Origin of the sequence: Bacillus mesophilum, from assembly GCF_008923265.1 — a bacterium.
GTDB lineage: Bacteria > Bacillota > Bacilli > Bacillales > Cytobacillaceae > Cytobacillus > Cytobacillus mesophilum.
Window position 1 is genome coordinate 25,973 of the sequence record NZ_WBOT01000006.1, and the last position, 14,865, is coordinate 40,837.

Below are 14,865 nucleotides of genomic sequence, written 5' to 3' on the forward strand. Positions count from 1 at the left end.
CTACGTCCGATAGCTGGCATTAATTTTCACATAATCATAGGATAAATCACAGCCCCATGCTTTTCCCTGACCTGTTCCCTGATGGAGATTGACGGTAATTTTCACTTCTTTATTTTTCAAGTAGCCAGTGGCTTCTTCCTCAGAGAAAGGCTGTGGTTCACTTTTTTGCAGCATTTGAATATCCCCAATTGTAATATCAACCATACTGTTATCAATAGATACTCCACTTTGACCTAAAGCGCCAATGATTCTGCCCCAGTTAGCATCAGCTCCAAACATAGCAGTCTTAACAAGGTTTGAACCAACTATTTGTTTAGCCGCTTTTTTTGCATCCGTATCATTAACTGCACCTGTCACTTCAACTTCAATAAGCTTCGTTGCACCCTCACCATCGCGTGCAATTTGCTTCGCCAAATTTTTACATGTCATTGAAAGCAGCTGAACAAAAGCTTGCCATTCTGGATGCTGAGGAGATAAAGGAGAATTCTCTGCGTTCCCGTTAGCCATTACCAGAACCATATCATTTGTTGAGGTGTCTCCATCAACGGTTATCTGATTAAAGCTATGATTGGTTATTTCCTTTAGCGCTTCTTGTAGTGAATCGCTGTCCACCTCAGCATCGGTTGTAACAAATGCAAGCATGGTAGCCATATTCGGATGAATCATGCCAGAGCCTTTCGCTGCGCCTCCCATTGATATCGTTTTTCCGTCAATCATAGTAGTATAACAGCAGGACTTCTGCACTGTATCTGTCGTTAATATCGCTGTTTGAAAGTCCTCTGCACTTCTGCTGGATGAATCTGGTGCTAATTGTTTTATGCCCTGCTCAATTTTATCCATTTGCAGAAATTCTCCAATAACACCAGTAGAGGCTACGGCTACATACTGGGAAGGTATCCCGAGATGTTTTGCTCCGTACTCTCGCATCTGCAATGCATCCTGATAGCCTCTCTCTCCTGTACATGCATTTGCACAAGCACTATTGACAACAACTGCTTGAATTAATCCTTCTGCTGCAATACTGTCTTTGGTCACATGCAGAGGTGCTGCCTGCACCATGCTTGTTGTATATACGGCTGCTGCATGAGCAGGTTTTTCACTATAAATAACGCCTAAATCTTTTTTAGAGTATCTAAGGCCAGCATGGACTCCCGCTGTTTTAAAGCCAATAGGTGAAACAATACTGCCGCCTTGGACCTCACTGATCTTTTCTGCTGATTGTGACAAAGCTTGCATAATACATCCTCCTTATGGATAAATTGGCACAAAATTCAGGCCTGTATCTTCATTCATCCCAAACATAATATTTGCATTTTGGACAGCCTGACCGGCAGCACCCTTCATTAAATTATCGATTACAGAAATAATCGTAATCCTTCCTGTGCGCTGATCTGCATGAAGACCGATATTGCAATAGTTAGAAGCTGCTACCTCCTTAACAGCAGGAAAATGATTTTCAGGAAGAATATGAACGAATGGTTTCCCGCTATATGTATCATGGTAAAGTTCCAAAATATTTTTTGTTTCCAATTCAGATTGAAGCTGGGCATAACAAGTTGCCATAATCCCTCTTGTTATAGGCAGCAAATGTGTCGTAAATGATATTGGCCTCGTGTCCTCATTCCAAATCTGCAGCTGCTTTTCAATTTCTGGTATATGCTGATGCTCATTCATTTTGTACACGCGTAGATTCTCATTTGCTTCTGCATAGCTTGATGTTCTGGCAAATCCTCTTCCTGCTCCTGACACCCCTGATTTGGCATCAACAATAATACTCCCCATATCAACCAAGCCTTCTTTTACAATAGGACCTAATCCAAGAAGAGTTGCTGTCGGATAGCACCCAGGATTTGCAATTAATCGTGCCGTTTGTATTTCATTTTCATTCCACTCACTTAATCCATAAACCGCCTGCTTTATAATAGACGGATCTCCAGCTCTTTTTTTATACCACTTTTCATAGGAATCAGGTTCTAGTCTCAAATCTCCAGATAAATCAATAATCTTAATATCCTTCTCCATCAACTTTTCAGCTAATATGCTTGAAGCGCCAGAAGGTGTTGCTAAAAATACAACATCTGCTTTTGCTGAGATTTCATCAAGATCAATTGGCTGCAGCTTTCCATTCATTACAGGAAACAGATGAGGATACTCCTTCCAGATAGGATCTTCTGATGATGTCGAATGAATAGAATGTATGTCGAATTCAGGATGTTGATGTAATATCCTCAGCAATTCCACGCCGCCATATCCTGTAGTTCCAATAATTGAAGCCTTCATATAGTCTCCTTCCTAACCGTTTTGTCGTTTATATTTACTCATTTTATTGTATATTTATTAATTGGTGTATGCTTATTATAAAAATATTAATTCTGAAAATCAACCAATATCTCAAATGTATTGTTATTTTTTTATATAGTGATAGTATAAATAGTAGCTAAGCATTACTTGCACTTAGAGACATTAATCCATACTAACTGCTGCGACAGTCAATATTTTAAACTAATAATTTTAGCCTTTCTAAATGTGCCAAAAGCGCAGTTATTTTAGAAGAGGAGGCAAAGAATGATGTCTACAACACACCTTTCACCTATACTCCAAAAACTTACTGCTTCAGCTTCGTATAAAGTTAAAATGAATAAGGGAGAGTATCTTTTTCAAGATGGAGAGACAGCAAAGGGACTATACTTACTTCTATCTGGGAAAGTGCAGATTACTAAAATAATTCCTAACGGGAAAGAGCTTACACTTCGAATGAGCGGAAGCGGAGAAATCGTTGGAGATATGTCCATCTTTTGTGCACAATCTCAATATACGCATAGTGCCAAAATTATCGAGAACGGCGAAGCGGCTGTCATTCCTAAAGCTGAATTAAATCAATTACTGAAAAAAGATCATCAACTGACTCTCGAGCTCTTAGAATGGATCAGCCTTCAAAACCAAATAAATCAAACAAAACTTAGGGATCTGGTTCTTCATGGAAAAAAAGGTGCCCTATACTCTACGTTAATACGATTATCTAATAGCTACGGTGTGGCGAGTGGGGAAAATATTCGTCTTGATACAAGTCTAACGAATCAGGATTTGGCAAATTTCTGCGGCACATCACGTGAAGTCATTAATCGCATGCTCAGTGACTTGAGGAAAAATAAAATTATCTCGATCGATAAAGGCTATATAACGATACATAACCTTTCATTTTTAAAAGATGAGATCGATTGTGAAAACTGTCCGATTTCCATATGCAGCATCGAATAAAAGCATCCGGCTTGTTCAATAAGCCGGATGCTTTTGTAATACATATAGAATCATAATGATAAAGAATAAACCTGAATTGATGATTTCATAAATACCAATTCTCATTACTGAGCGTTTTTTCCCATATAGATAGATGGCTCTAAATAAGCTCGGCAGGTAAGCGATCGCAATGAGCGGCTCACCCAAAACGAATATCGCCAAGGGAATGGCGATGTGATAGCCCCAAGATAGCCGCTTATATGTAATATTTGATTTTTCGCGAATCATGGTTTTCACATATAACGTGCTGCCCGTAAAGAAAAGCAGCGTACAAATTGTGATTAATATACTCAAATCTCTCACATACCCATTGATTAATATAGAACCTGCCAGCCCGGAAAGAGAAAAAATCATGATGGCACATAAATCATTTAAAAACCTCCTGTCTTGATTTTTGGATGAAAAATACATATTTAATAGCATAAACGGAATAAAGAAAATACCTAGCCAAACTAGCTTTGGTTCATGAACTACAGGTACGATCAACAAGAGAAATGCACTAGTAAAATAAACAGCTGTCCAAAGCTTATGCTCTTTTTTCTTTTTTCTTTTAAACAGCAATAGAAATGGATACGTCCCTAAATATAAGAAAAACCATCCTGCAAATAGCGGAAGCATTCTCCAATCAGAATCTCCGGCTGCTGCAGCACCCAGCCAAAATGGAATGATGAGCATTGCCCATGCTCCATGCTGTTTTGGTAAAAATAATTTCATCCGTATCTCCCCCCTGTCTCGTTATCATAAACGATTACGGAATGAAGATAAGTGCTGTATATCACAAATCCGGCAGATAAAGCAGAATGTAATTAAATCCGTAAATAGTGTCAGATGCTTTTACAATCAGATAGAAAAACGGAGCTCAATAATCAAAGCCCCGTTTTACCTCCCTCTATTTCATTTAATAAATACGATACTAGACATTCCATACCAGCTTGATCTTTTATATAAAAACCATTCATTTGCAATTTTTTATCCCAATAAAATTGAATCTTAATGTTTGACAAGTCATGGAGCAGCTGGAGATCATCATCCTTGCGAATTAGTACTGCCTTCGGAAACTCTTCATATTTATGTCCTTCAAGCAATATGAGATCTGGATTGAGACAAGTGGCCATTGCAATTTTCTCATCCAGGGACCAATCCTGCTGTTCTGCATGAAGAATCAGCCTTCCGTCTCCTTCTATTAGAGAAGCAGCTGCTCCAGCTTTTACATGCCTGAATGAATCCTTATCTTCATCTAAGGAAGGCATTCCTCCATGGCCATGATGTTTGATGACGACTGTTCTTTTCCCATTCTCTTTAAGACGGCGAATCACTTGCTCTATGAGAGTCGTCTTTCCGCTATTTTGATATCCAACGATCTGAAAAATAAAAGGGGTTTTTTTTACCATGGCCACTCGCTGCCCGTAAATTCCTCAAGCAGCAGGACGTCTACTTCGTCTCCGTTCAAGTAGCCCCTGCTGCCCCCAGGCAGAATCATTAAAGCATTTGCTCCAGCAAGGCTCATAACAATATTAGATTTATCCATACCGCTTGGTGCAGCAACAAGCTTGCCATCTTCCACACTTAAAATCGCCCTGACAAAGCGGGTGAATGGATTAGCTTTTGGGAAATCGGCTGTTAAAATAGCCTTCTCACGTCTTAAATGAGCTTTTTTAGAAAACAAAAATGTACGGATAATCGGACGCACAAATAATTCAAACCCAACATAGCAGGCGGAAGGATTGCCAGAAAGACCAAACAGAAGTTTTCCATCCAGTTGGGCGACAGTTGTTACACTGCCAGGTCTCATTGCGACTTTATTGAACAATACCTCAGCTCCAAGTTTCTCATAAATAGCGGGCAAGTAATCAAAATCACCGACAGATACTCCGCCTGTTGTAATAAGGAAATCACTCTCGTGCAAGGCATTCTCTACAGCAGTAAAACATGTATCAAAGTCATCCGGCAGCTTGCCTAAATACGAGGCATTCCCGCCTGCTCTTTCAATTTGAGCGGTAATCATTAGTGCATTGCTGTTGCGGATTTTTCCAGGTTCAAGGTCATCTTCTACCTCTAATAACTCAGAGCCTGTTGCAAATAAGGCAATTGCAGGTTTTTTCGCAACGGGTACTTGTGCATATCCAAAAGTAGCCAGCACAGCTTGTATACCGGGATTGATTAAGGTCCCTTTATGAATTAATACTTTTCCCGTTTTAGCATCTTCCCCTTTAAAGGACACATTTTCACCTGGTTTTAATTTACGCTTGGTGGACATATAAGTCTTACCATCTTTTTCGAATGTTTTGGATAGTTCAAGCATTAAGACTGCATCACAGCCTTCGGGCATTTGGGCACCTGTCATAATTCGAACCGCTTCAAAAGCTGCTGGTACCTTGTTTGTAACATGACCTGCACCAATATGATCAATAACTTCAAATTCTATTTCATTGCTCTGTGATGCTTGAGCAGTATCCACTGAGCGGACAGCAAAGCCATCATATGGTGCACGATCAAAGTGCGGAACATCGTGTGTAGCCTTTATATCAGCAGCTAAATATCTGCCATTACTTGTATAAATAGAACTATATTCTGCTTCACCTTTTTTCTCATATTTCATTACCCTCGAAACAGCATCAGCAATTTTGATTGGGTTTCTTTTGTCCAGCAAAACAATCAACTCCTATGTAGTAAACATCTGTAGCTTTTCCATTCTAATTACTATTATAAATCTCTTATTGAGTGAACATCATGAATTAACTCACACTTTTTCCTTCTTTTTAGGAAGGATCATAAACTTTTTCATTTTATGTGATATAAATCACTAAATGCAATTGAAAGGATTAGTAAACTAAAAATACCCCATATCAAGGAGGATACACAAATGATTGTATTAAATGAAGAAAGCATTGTAAAAGAAATTGTAAATGAATACCCAAGGACAAGTGATATTTTTAAACGCTATCAGATCGATTTTTGCTGCGGAGGCAACAATTCCTTATTGCATGCAGTTGAGAATAAAGCAATATCACTGGAGCAGCTAATGAGTGAACTACACGAATCTGTACAAAACGAGCAAAACAAATTGGATCAGCCCGATATTTGGACAAACTCGAGCTCTGAACAATTAATTCAGCATATTCAGGAATATTATCATGCTGAGCTAAAGGAAGAGCTTCCGGCACTTAGCCCTTATGTAACAAAAGTTTCCCGTGTTCATGGAGAGCGTAAACCTGAATTGCTAAGAGTTAATGAACTCTTTTACGCATTAAAAAAAGAATTGCTTGAACACACGGAAAAGGAAGAGCAAGAAGTCTTTCCAATTCTCATTCAACTGGAACAAGACCAAGCAAATCCTGCAGATCAATTGCAATCCTTAATGGAGGAGCATAGAGAGGTTGGTCAGATTTTAGCGGAGCTTCGCTCTGTTACATCCAACTTCACACCTCCTCATGATGCTTGCGGAACATACCGGCTGGTTTACAAACGTCTTGAAAGGCTAGAAGAACAGACATTTATGCATATTCATCTTGAAAACAATATTTTATTTCCAAGATATTCATAATAAAAAGTGAGGGGATTTCCATTGATGGAATCCCCTCTTTTCTTATTGCATTATCTTCAGTCTAATTGCCGTCTATCCTCCGATATAGGACATTTCTATTTTTTTGCGATTAGCTGCTGTTTCTGCCGTTCTTTCATCGGAATATCTGTCTTTTCGCCCATCCCAAATGGAAATAACGCGCTGGCGTATCTCTTCATCACTGGCACCAGCTCTCATAAATTCCTTCAAGTCGTGGCCATTGCCATTAAATAAACAAGTAAAAATCTGTCCATTCGCAGATAATCTTGAGCGTGTGCAGCTTGAACAGAATGATTCAGATACAGAAGTAATAAAACCTACATCAACATTTTTATCTTTATATCGATATCGCTTTGCTACTTCTCCAAAATAATCAGGATCAACTGGATCCAGCAAGAAATGTTCACTTAAAAGATTAAATATTTCTTGTTTAGTCACAACATCGTCCATTTTCCATCCATTTGTGCTTCCAACATCCATATATTCAATAAAGCGAAGCTGAAGTCCCTCTTCTTTACAGAACTTTGCCATAGGTACAATTTCTTCGTCGTTTAAGCCTTTTTTTACAACCATATTGATTTTTACACCTAATCCGGCTTCTTTTGCTGAAGTTATGCCTTTTAAGACGGGTTTTATTCCTACTCCCCGGCCATTGATTTCTCCAAAAAGTTCGTCCTTTAGGCTATCAAGACTGATATTTACTCTCTTAAGTCCTGCTTGCTTTAAGGACTTTGCATATTTCGGCAGCAAAACGGCGTTAGTTGTCAGCCCAATATCGTTTAGCCCTTCAATTTTTGAAAGCATTCCCACAAGAACGGGAAGATCCTTCCTCATTAGCGGCTCCCCGCCAGTTAATCTTATTTTTTCTACTCCAAGATCCACAAATATCCTTGCCAGACGATCAATCTCTTCATAGGTTAATAATTCACTGCGAGGCAGGAAGGCAAAGTCAGGTCCAAATATATCTGCAGGCATACAATACGTGCAGCGAAAATTACAGCGATCTATTACAGATATTCTTAAATCACGTAAAGGTCTTTTTAACTGATCTCTTATGATTGTTTTTGTCATTCTAGTCAACTCCATGATTGCATAATATATTCAGGCTTATATTCACTGAATAATTCACACAATTGCTGATTACAATAGCGGATTTCACAAACTATGCTGCTCTACCTGATAGTTATCCTATTGTTATTACAACATAAATTTATTAGAAAAGGTGAAAAACCTTATAATTGTCATAATTTATCCAAAATCATCATCCAAACACACCATTTTTCATGATTTCATAAAGCTTTCACAGCTTTACAAAATAACAACCGTTATAATAAGAAAAGCGGAGGGCGCTTGCCTAGGGGCGACACCTCGAGCCCCTAGCGCCTGTAGCTGGACATTTAGAAAAGCGGAGGGTGCTTGCCCAGCTAAGAAAAAGTATTAGACGAGCCAGATCGATTTGATATTTTATAATAAAGGCGGTATATTATTATGCCTCAAACGGTTAAAGCTACTCATTCCATAGAAATTAAAGAACTTTTAAAGTTAGCTTATAGAACATTTCAAAGTAAAAAAGGGGAATTCCTTTTTCAAGAAGGTATGCCTGCAAAAGAACTATACATCATTAAGTCTGGGCGAATTCAGATTAGCAAGATTACGACAGATGGAAGAGAACTGGCCCTTAGAATATGCGGAGAAAATGATCTGTGCGGTGAGTTGACCTTGTTCACTGACTCTCCTACCTATTTATTAAGTGCACTGGTTTTAGAAGAAGGAGAGATTGCTGTGGTCAGCAGTGATACCCTTGAGAATGAACTGTTTCGCAACAGTGACCTTGCTTTCGAGTATATGAAGTGGATGAGTGATCATTTTCGCCGAACACAAACAAAGTTCAGAGATCTTGTTTTAAATGGCAAAAAAGGAGCTTTATATTCAACACTTATCCGAATGACAAATAGCTATGGTATTAAAAATACTGATGGCAGTATTTTAATTGACTTGCCATTAACCAACCAGGAATTAGCAAAATTTTGTGCAACTTCAAGAGAAAGCACAAACCGTATATTAAATGAATTGAAAAAGGATCATATCATATCCATTAAGAAGGGTAAAATTACCGTTCATAATCTGCATTTCTTGAAAACAGAAATCGGATGTGAACAATGTCCTGCTGTTTATTGCAATATTGAATAAAGCTGAAACGCAGAGTTGCACTTTACCTCTCAAAGTATAAAAAACAGGGACTTTCATCAGCCCCTGTTTTTTTACTTTTAAGATATCGTTATAACCTCATACTCAGCAGCCAATTCAATGAAATGCGGCATGCCGCTAATCTTTCCGGCAATTAACTGATTTTCGAGGTCATAATAATCTACACATGTCTTGCATGCCAGCACGTCTACTCCTTTTGCTTCAATCTCCTTTAAATGTACTGAAACATAAGAGCTTTCCGTTAAGGTTAAAACACCGCTGTTCATACAAAACACCGCTTTAGGAAGGTCATCTCTCTGCTTAATCAGTGTGAAAAAAGTCTCCAGTACCGTTTCTCCAAGTTCCTTCTCACCTTTTCCAAGCTGATCTGAGCTAACTAAAATGACTTTATTCTTCATCATTAGTCACGAACACCTAAAGCAATCTTTGCATATCGGGACATTTTATCCTTTGTCCAAGGCGGATTCCAAACGATATTCACTTCCGTTTCTTTTACTTCAGGAATATCAGCCAGTGCTGCTTTTACTTGATCAACAATGGTTCCTGCCAATGGGCAGCCCATTGATGTTAAAGTCATATCAACCGTAGCTGTTCCGCTTTCATCTAGATTCACATCATATACTAAACCTAGATTGACAATATCTATACCAAGTTCTGGATCCACAACAAGCTCAAGGGCACCCATTAGACTTTCTTTTAATTCATTATCCACTTTATGACACACTCCTTTGGACATCTTTGCCTTCATCATACCAAATCACGAAAGAAATTGACAATCTTACAATTTGAAGACAAAATTATACGAACTTTTTAAACCAATCTACGGTTGCAAGCAAGCCTTCTCTGCTAACCTTATGGCCTGCCCTTTGATCAGTAATAAATTGAAGTTTTTCTGGAAAACTGTCGTACATTGGCAGCAAGGATTCAAAAAATTGATGAGCTGGTGCATATGGAACTGTCTGATCCTTTACTCCATGCCAAAATAATAGCGGTCTTCCATTCAGCTTTTCAGGCTGTCCACTTAAATCAAATTCTTTGATTTGAGAAAATAGCTGCGCAATCTCTGCTTCACTGAGCGGTATTTTTACACCTTTCTGTTTAAGGTGCGAAATTTGCATTTCAGCAAATTTTTCATAATATGGCATGCCCATTAAACTGACAGCAGCTTTAATCCACTGATAAGTACTGAGAGCACCAAGTGTTATAATGCCGCCCATAGATGTGCCTGCAAGCCCAATTTTGTTTAAATCAATTAGTCCTTCATGTTCTAATTCATCTTTTAGAATATTTAATTCACCTATTGTATGTAAAACAATTTCCCAAAAGCGCAAGCTTAGCTCTGCTTCATTATACCCCTGGTGCCGCTCACCATGATAAAGAACATCGGGCATAATAACTCGGTATCCTTCTTCAGCAAGCAAGTATGCATAATGTAAATTGTGTTCCTTTGCACTTGTAAAGCCATGTATAAAAAATACAAGCGGCAATTTTTTTTGTGCAAGATCCTGCTTAGCTACATGTAATGCAGGGATCGTGCTGATTACTCTGTGCTCGACGCAAATCAATTTTCATTCCCCCGAAGTGTTAAGATTATCTAAAAATAATGTAAAAAGTAATTTCTTTTACAAATCTATAATAAAATTGGTAACATAGTAAGAAAGGAAAGCAACTATAAGCTTACATTGTTTAAGATGTTCTATTCTTTACTTACTATAGCTGCTTAAAAAAGTCTACGATAAGTAGTTTATCATGTTTAAAATTTACACCAAAACATTTAGCCTAAAAAATTTTTTACATATTTAAAGGAGATACTATGGCAGAAAAACATTTAATCGCATTAGACTTAGACGGCACATTATTAAAAGATGACAAAACGATTTCAGATAAGACGAAATTGGTTCTTCAAAAAGCCCGTGAACTTGGACATGAAGTCATGATTTCAACTGGCAGACCATATCGTTCAAGTGAAATGTATTATCATGAACTAAACCTTAATACACCAATAGTTAACTTTAATGGCGCGTTTGTGCATCATCCGAAAAAATCAGAATGGGGTGCTTTCCACTCCCCTCTTTCTGTGGATGTAGCAAAGGATATTGTTGAAGCTTGCAGCGATTTTACTTTCCATAATATTATTGCCGAAGTAATCGACGAAGTGTATTTCCATTATCATGATGAAAAGCTTATTGAGATCTTTCATATGGGCAATCCGCAAGTAACAACAGGAGATTTGCGTAATTTCTTAAAAGACTCTCCTACAAGTATGCTGATCCACACAGATGAGGAACATGTAGACACGATCCGCCAGCATTTATCCGATGTACATGCTGAAGTTATTGATCATCGCAGCTGGGCAGCACCGTTTCATGTTATTGAAATTATTAAACATGGACTCAATAAAGCAGTCGGCCTCAAAAAAGCGGCTGATTATCTGCAAATTCCTCAAGAGCGAATCATTGCGTTCGGTGATGAAGACAATGATCTCGAAATGCTTGAATATGCCCGTTATGGGGTAGCAATGGGAAATGGCATTGCTTCAGTTAAGTCGATTGCCAAGGATATCACTTTAACAAATGAAGAAGACGGCGTTGCTGTCTACTTAAATGACTTACTGAATTTAAAAGCACTTTAAAAATATGCAGAAAAAACAGCCTTGAACAAATGGTTCAAAGGCTGTTTTTTCTGTTTTCCTCATAATTCAACCGTTCCAGCATTGTACAAAATTTCATCTATGCCCAACATGTACCCTTTTGAAATAAGGAAAAGAGCATATACTATCTTTTGAAGCATGATGTTAGCTTCTAAAAATGATTTCGGAGGGGATTCTAATGGGCAAACGTAATAAATCAAAACGCTTTGTACAGCAAGGAGTAGATACTGTATCCAAGCATGATGAACGTATCCCTTATCACATGACATATGCCGAAGCTGAGGCAGAAGCAGAACAAGTTAACAATGTGAAAGAATCTTCCTACGGAGGAATATAAAATGGGCAACAGATTATTTCAAGAAGCACAGCGATATGTTGAAATAGCAGAAAATGCGAATTCAGCTGGTAAACAAGAAGCGATTTCACATGCTAAAAATGCACTTAGCTCCGCTTATGCAAACTGTACTAGAGCAGAGCAGGCACAACTTGCTGAATTACAGGCAAAGTTAGATCAATACACTGCTGAATAACAGAAGGATCGGGCGAAATGCTTGCCCGATCCTTTAATACTTTTCATTTGAGATTAATGATTAAACCGTTCCAGCACGACCGGTTGTATTGAATTAATTTCCCCGTCCTTACTTTTTTTATATAAATTTAGCATGAGTGTTGCATGAGTAGGCAATTTACTTTCAGCAATTTCTATGTTGATTTCAAATTGGTGATCCCTTATGGATACCTTTTGTTCCTTTTGGAAAATATGATGCCCATCTTCAACCGTATAATATAGGTCCTCTGCCGAATCTTTCACTTCCCCAGTGACCTTATAGATGCCATTTTCTCCTTCTGTTTGAACATTGAAAGCATTTTTTTCTATTATAGTGAATTGGGATTGCGCTGTTAGTGGTCCAGCACCCTCTTTAAGCTGTCTTCCTGTGAGTGCTGCCGTAATTTTATAGGTACCGGGATTCAGTTCTTTCCCCTCTTTTTGAAAGCTCCACTTTTCAGTCCAATGTTTGCTTTCCCCGGGAGTTAAAGCAAGATTCTGAAGAACCTGTAAAAAGGATTTTCCTTTTGAATACGTATAAATTTCATTGCCAGTTTCATCAGAAATTTCTATTTCATATTTCTGTGATGAATGAAAATCGAAATTAATCGTTTCGTCCCCAATATTTTCGAGCTTTAAATCTATAACAACTTCGCCATTATCTATGGAAGGATTTACATCAAACCGTATATCCTCACTAGTTCCTGCATTCAAACTTAACATCATGGCCGCGCCAATCCAGAGATTTAACATTTAAACACTCCTTTAAGTGGTTTAGTCTTTACGGAAAAAGCCAAAAACACCTGCTGTTTGAACAACGTTTGTAAATGCATTCGGATCAACTTCTTTAATGATCCGCTCCAAGTCAAAAAGCTCATATCGTGTAATAACAATCATAAGCATTTCTTTTGTTTCGTTTGTAAATGCTCCTTTAGCAGGAATAATTGTAATTCCCCTTACAAGCCGATCATGTATAGCTTTCTTCATTTCATCCTGTTTTTGGGTGATAATCATAGCTGTTAATTTTTCATGTCTAGTGTGGATCGCATCGATCACTCTTGTTGACGCATATAAAGTAACAAGTGTGTACAATGCTTTTTCCCAGCCATATAAAACTCCTGCTGTAATAATAATGATGGCATTTAATGTAAAGAAATATGTACCGACTGGCTTATCTTTCAGTCTGGAAAGGACCATTGCGATAATGTCCATCCCGCCTGTTGAAGCACCCCACTTAAGTGTTATACCCACTCCTACAGCTGCTATAACACCTCCAAATACAGCATTTAACAGGATATCTCCTGATAAACGGATAATTGGAATCAGCTCAAGAAATAGTGACATTGAGAAAACACTGATAAAACTATACAGGGTAAACGATTTGCCTACCTTTTTCCACGCTAAGATCGTTACCGGGATATTCAGTATAAACAATAAGATACCTGTTGAAGCAAAGCTGCCAAGCATTCCAGATAACAGCTGCGCTACCCCTGTAAAGCCGCTTGCATAAACATTTGCCGGTATTAAAAAGAAATTCATAGCAATGGCATTTAACAAAGCTCCTGCTAAAACGATGATAATTTTTTTTGTTTCAAGCCAAACCATAGTTACCTCCTAGAATGTTATATTTAAACGTTTCCCCATCCATGCTGTTTTGAATACTATTCATTGTCTTTTTCTGATAAATTCATTAAACTGAATACATATAGTTTCGAAAGCAGGTGAAGAAGATGTCAGTCAAAATACTAGCTGACAGTGCGTGTGATTTGCCCTTAAGTTTCTTTAAGGAAAACGATGTCACACTTTTCCCATTAAAAGTCCACTTAGATGGTCAAGAATACGAAGATTTGCTTACCATCGACTCTACAAAAATTTATGAAGCCATCCGCTTAGGCAATGTACCAAAAACTTCTCAAGTATCTCCGCTTTTGTTTGAAGAAGTCTTCACGAATATGGCTAAGAATGGTGAAGATGGGATTTATATTGCTTTTTCTTCTGAATTATCTGGTACATATCAAACCGCAGTAATGATGCTCGAGCAAGTAAAAGAAAAGTTTCCTGATTTCAACTTGAAAATTATCGATTCTAAATGTGCATCATTAGGAGCCGGATTAGTCGTCATGGAAGCGGTTAAGCTCTCTAAGACAGGCAAATCCTTCTCCGAGATCGAAGAAACGGTGAAGTTCCATTGTGAACAAATGGAGCATTTATTCTCTGTTGATGACTTAGAGTATTTAGCAAAAGGCGGAAGAGTTTCAAAAGCCTCTGCTTTTTTAGGCGGATTGCTGAATATTAAACCTCTTCTAAATGTAGAAGATGGAAAGTTAGTTCCAATTGAAAAACTGCGCGGCAAGAAAAAACTGATGCGCCGTATCATCGAGGTTATGAATGAGCGCGGTGATTCACTACATCAGCAAGTAATTGGGATTAGCCATGCAGATAACGAAGAAATGGTCTCTGAAATTAAAGAGATGATGAAACAGGAACTGAATGTCAGCAATGTTTATATTTCGTCCATTGGCTCTGCTATTGGTTCTCATACCGGCTCAGGCACAATCGCTATATTCTTCCTAAACAAACTTCCTGCTGCTCATTAATCAG

The 14,865-nt window shown here is 38.1% G+C and carries 18 protein-coding genes; 7 read left to right on the forward strand and 11 right to left on the reverse strand.

Annotated features, from left to right (window positions below):
* Together argJ and argC are read right to left on the reverse strand one after the other, a co-directional pair.
* Complete coding sequence (argJ, locus tag F7732_RS16885; protein WP_151575170.1) at positions 1–1,236, reverse strand: bifunctional ornithine acetyltransferase/N-acetylglutamate synthase; 1,236 nt, start codon at positions 1,234–1,236, stop codon at positions 1–3.
* 12 nt (positions 1,237–1,248) lie between these two features.
* Positions 1,249–2,280 (reverse strand): N-acetyl-gamma-glutamyl-phosphate reductase, encoded by a 1,032-nt coding sequence (gene argC, locus F7732_RS16890; RefSeq protein ID WP_151575172.1) that lies wholly within the window; start codon positions 2,278–2,280, stop codon positions 1,249–1,251.
* A 285-nt stretch (positions 2,281–2,565) separates the two neighbouring features.
* On the opposite strand from argC, the gene F7732_RS16895 reads away from it, so the two are divergent.
* Positions 2,566–3,258, forward strand: coding sequence for a Crp/Fnr family transcriptional regulator (locus F7732_RS16895; protein WP_151575174.1), 693 nt, complete (start codon positions 2,566–2,568; stop codon positions 3,256–3,258).
* A 15-nt stretch (positions 3,259–3,273) separates the two neighbouring features.
* Here F7732_RS16895 and F7732_RS16900 read toward each other — a convergent pair whose 3' ends face one another.
* The 3 genes from F7732_RS16900 to F7732_RS16910 all read right to left on the reverse strand — a co-directional run bounded on the left by F7732_RS16900 (position 3,274) and on the right by F7732_RS16910 (position 5,947).
* Positions 3,274–4,011: a YwiC-like family protein gene (locus tag F7732_RS16900; protein WP_151575176.1), complete on the reverse strand. Its 738-nt coding sequence runs from the start codon at positions 4,009–4,011 to the stop codon at positions 3,274–3,276.
* A 152-nt stretch (positions 4,012–4,163) separates the two neighbouring features.
* Positions 4,164–4,688 carry a molybdopterin-guanine dinucleotide biosynthesis protein B gene (gene mobB, locus F7732_RS16905; protein WP_240056672.1) on the reverse strand — a complete coding sequence of 175 codons (525 nt, stop codon included), beginning with the start codon at positions 4,686–4,688 and terminating at the stop codon, positions 4,164–4,166.
* Positions 4,682–5,947 (reverse strand): molybdopterin molybdotransferase MoeA, encoded by a 1,266-nt coding sequence (locus tag F7732_RS16910; protein WP_151575180.1) that lies wholly within the window; start codon positions 5,945–5,947, stop codon positions 4,682–4,684. Before F7732_RS16910 ends, mobB begins: the two co-directional genes overlap by 7 nt.
* 213 nt (positions 5,948–6,160) lie before the next feature.
* On the opposite strand from F7732_RS16910, the gene ric reads away from it, so the two are divergent.
* Positions 6,161–6,841 carry an iron-sulfur cluster repair di-iron protein gene (ric, locus tag F7732_RS16915; protein ID WP_151575182.1) on the forward strand — a complete coding sequence of 227 codons (681 nt, stop codon included), beginning with the start codon at positions 6,161–6,163 and terminating at the stop codon, positions 6,839–6,841.
* A gap of 72 nt (positions 6,842–6,913) precedes the next feature.
* Here the strand turns inward: ric and moaA are convergent, their stop codons facing one another.
* A complete protein-coding gene (gene moaA, locus F7732_RS16920; RefSeq protein ID WP_151575184.1) occupies positions 6,914–7,930 on the reverse strand; it encodes a GTP 3',8-cyclase MoaA in 1,017 nt (338 codons plus the stop codon).
* Positions 7,931–8,347: 417 nt separating this feature from the next.
* On the opposite strand from moaA, the gene F7732_RS16925 reads away from it, so the two are divergent.
* Positions 8,348–9,049 (forward strand): Crp/Fnr family transcriptional regulator, encoded by a 702-nt coding sequence (locus tag F7732_RS16925; RefSeq protein WP_151575186.1) that lies wholly within the window; start codon positions 8,348–8,350, stop codon positions 9,047–9,049.
* A gap of 77 nt (positions 9,050–9,126) precedes the next feature.
* Here the strand turns inward: F7732_RS16925 and F7732_RS16930 are convergent, their stop codons facing one another.
* From F7732_RS16930 to F7732_RS16940, 3 genes are all read right to left on the reverse strand, one after another.
* Positions 9,127–9,465: a DsrE family protein gene (locus tag F7732_RS16930; protein ID WP_151575478.1), complete on the reverse strand. Its 339-nt coding sequence runs from the start codon at positions 9,463–9,465 to the stop codon at positions 9,127–9,129.
* A 2-nt stretch (positions 9,466–9,467) separates the two neighbouring features.
* Positions 9,468–9,779, reverse strand: a complete 312-nt coding sequence (locus tag F7732_RS16935) for a metal-sulfur cluster assembly factor (RefSeq protein WP_151575188.1) — start codon at positions 9,777–9,779, stop codon at positions 9,468–9,470.
* Between the two features lie 85 nt (positions 9,780–9,864).
* On the reverse strand, positions 9,865–10,632 hold the full coding sequence (locus F7732_RS16940; RefSeq protein ID WP_151575190.1) for an alpha/beta fold hydrolase: 768 nt from the start codon (positions 10,630–10,632) through the stop codon (positions 9,865–9,867).
* A gap of 248 nt (positions 10,633–10,880) precedes the next feature.
* On the opposite strand from F7732_RS16940, the gene F7732_RS16945 reads away from it, so the two are divergent.
* From F7732_RS16945 to F7732_RS16950, 3 genes are all read left to right on the forward strand, one after another.
* Complete coding sequence (locus tag F7732_RS16945; RefSeq protein WP_151575192.1) at positions 10,881–11,699, forward strand: Cof-type HAD-IIB family hydrolase; 819 nt, start codon at positions 10,881–10,883, stop codon at positions 11,697–11,699.
* Positions 11,700–11,895: 196 nt separating this feature from the next.
* Positions 11,896–12,054: a hypothetical protein gene (locus F7732_RS22875; RefSeq protein WP_192913046.1), complete on the forward strand. Its 159-nt coding sequence runs from the start codon at positions 11,896–11,898 to the stop codon at positions 12,052–12,054.
* Between the two features lies 1 nt (position 12,055).
* On the forward strand, positions 12,056–12,247 hold the full coding sequence (locus tag F7732_RS16950) for a DUF3813 domain-containing protein (protein ID WP_151575194.1): 192 nt from the start codon (positions 12,056–12,058) through the stop codon (positions 12,245–12,247).
* A gap of 53 nt (positions 12,248–12,300) precedes the next feature.
* Here the strand turns inward: F7732_RS16950 and F7732_RS16955 are convergent, their stop codons facing one another.
* Both F7732_RS16955 and F7732_RS16960 read right to left on the reverse strand, forming a co-directional pair.
* Positions 12,301–13,017, reverse strand: a complete 717-nt coding sequence (locus F7732_RS16955; RefSeq protein ID WP_151575196.1) for a BsuPI-related putative proteinase inhibitor — start codon at positions 13,015–13,017, stop codon at positions 12,301–12,303.
* 21 nt (positions 13,018–13,038) lie between these two features.
* Entirely contained in the window at positions 13,039–13,869 is an 831-nt protein-coding gene (locus tag F7732_RS16960) for a YitT family protein (protein WP_151575198.1), read from the reverse strand.
* A gap of 125 nt (positions 13,870–13,994) precedes the next feature.
* Here F7732_RS16960 and F7732_RS16965 point away from each other — a divergent pair, with 125 nt between their 5' ends.
* On the forward strand, positions 13,995–14,861 hold the full coding sequence (locus tag F7732_RS16965; protein WP_151575200.1) for a DegV family protein: 867 nt from the start codon (positions 13,995–13,997) through the stop codon (positions 14,859–14,861).
* Positions 14,862–14,865: the final 4 nt, after the last annotated feature.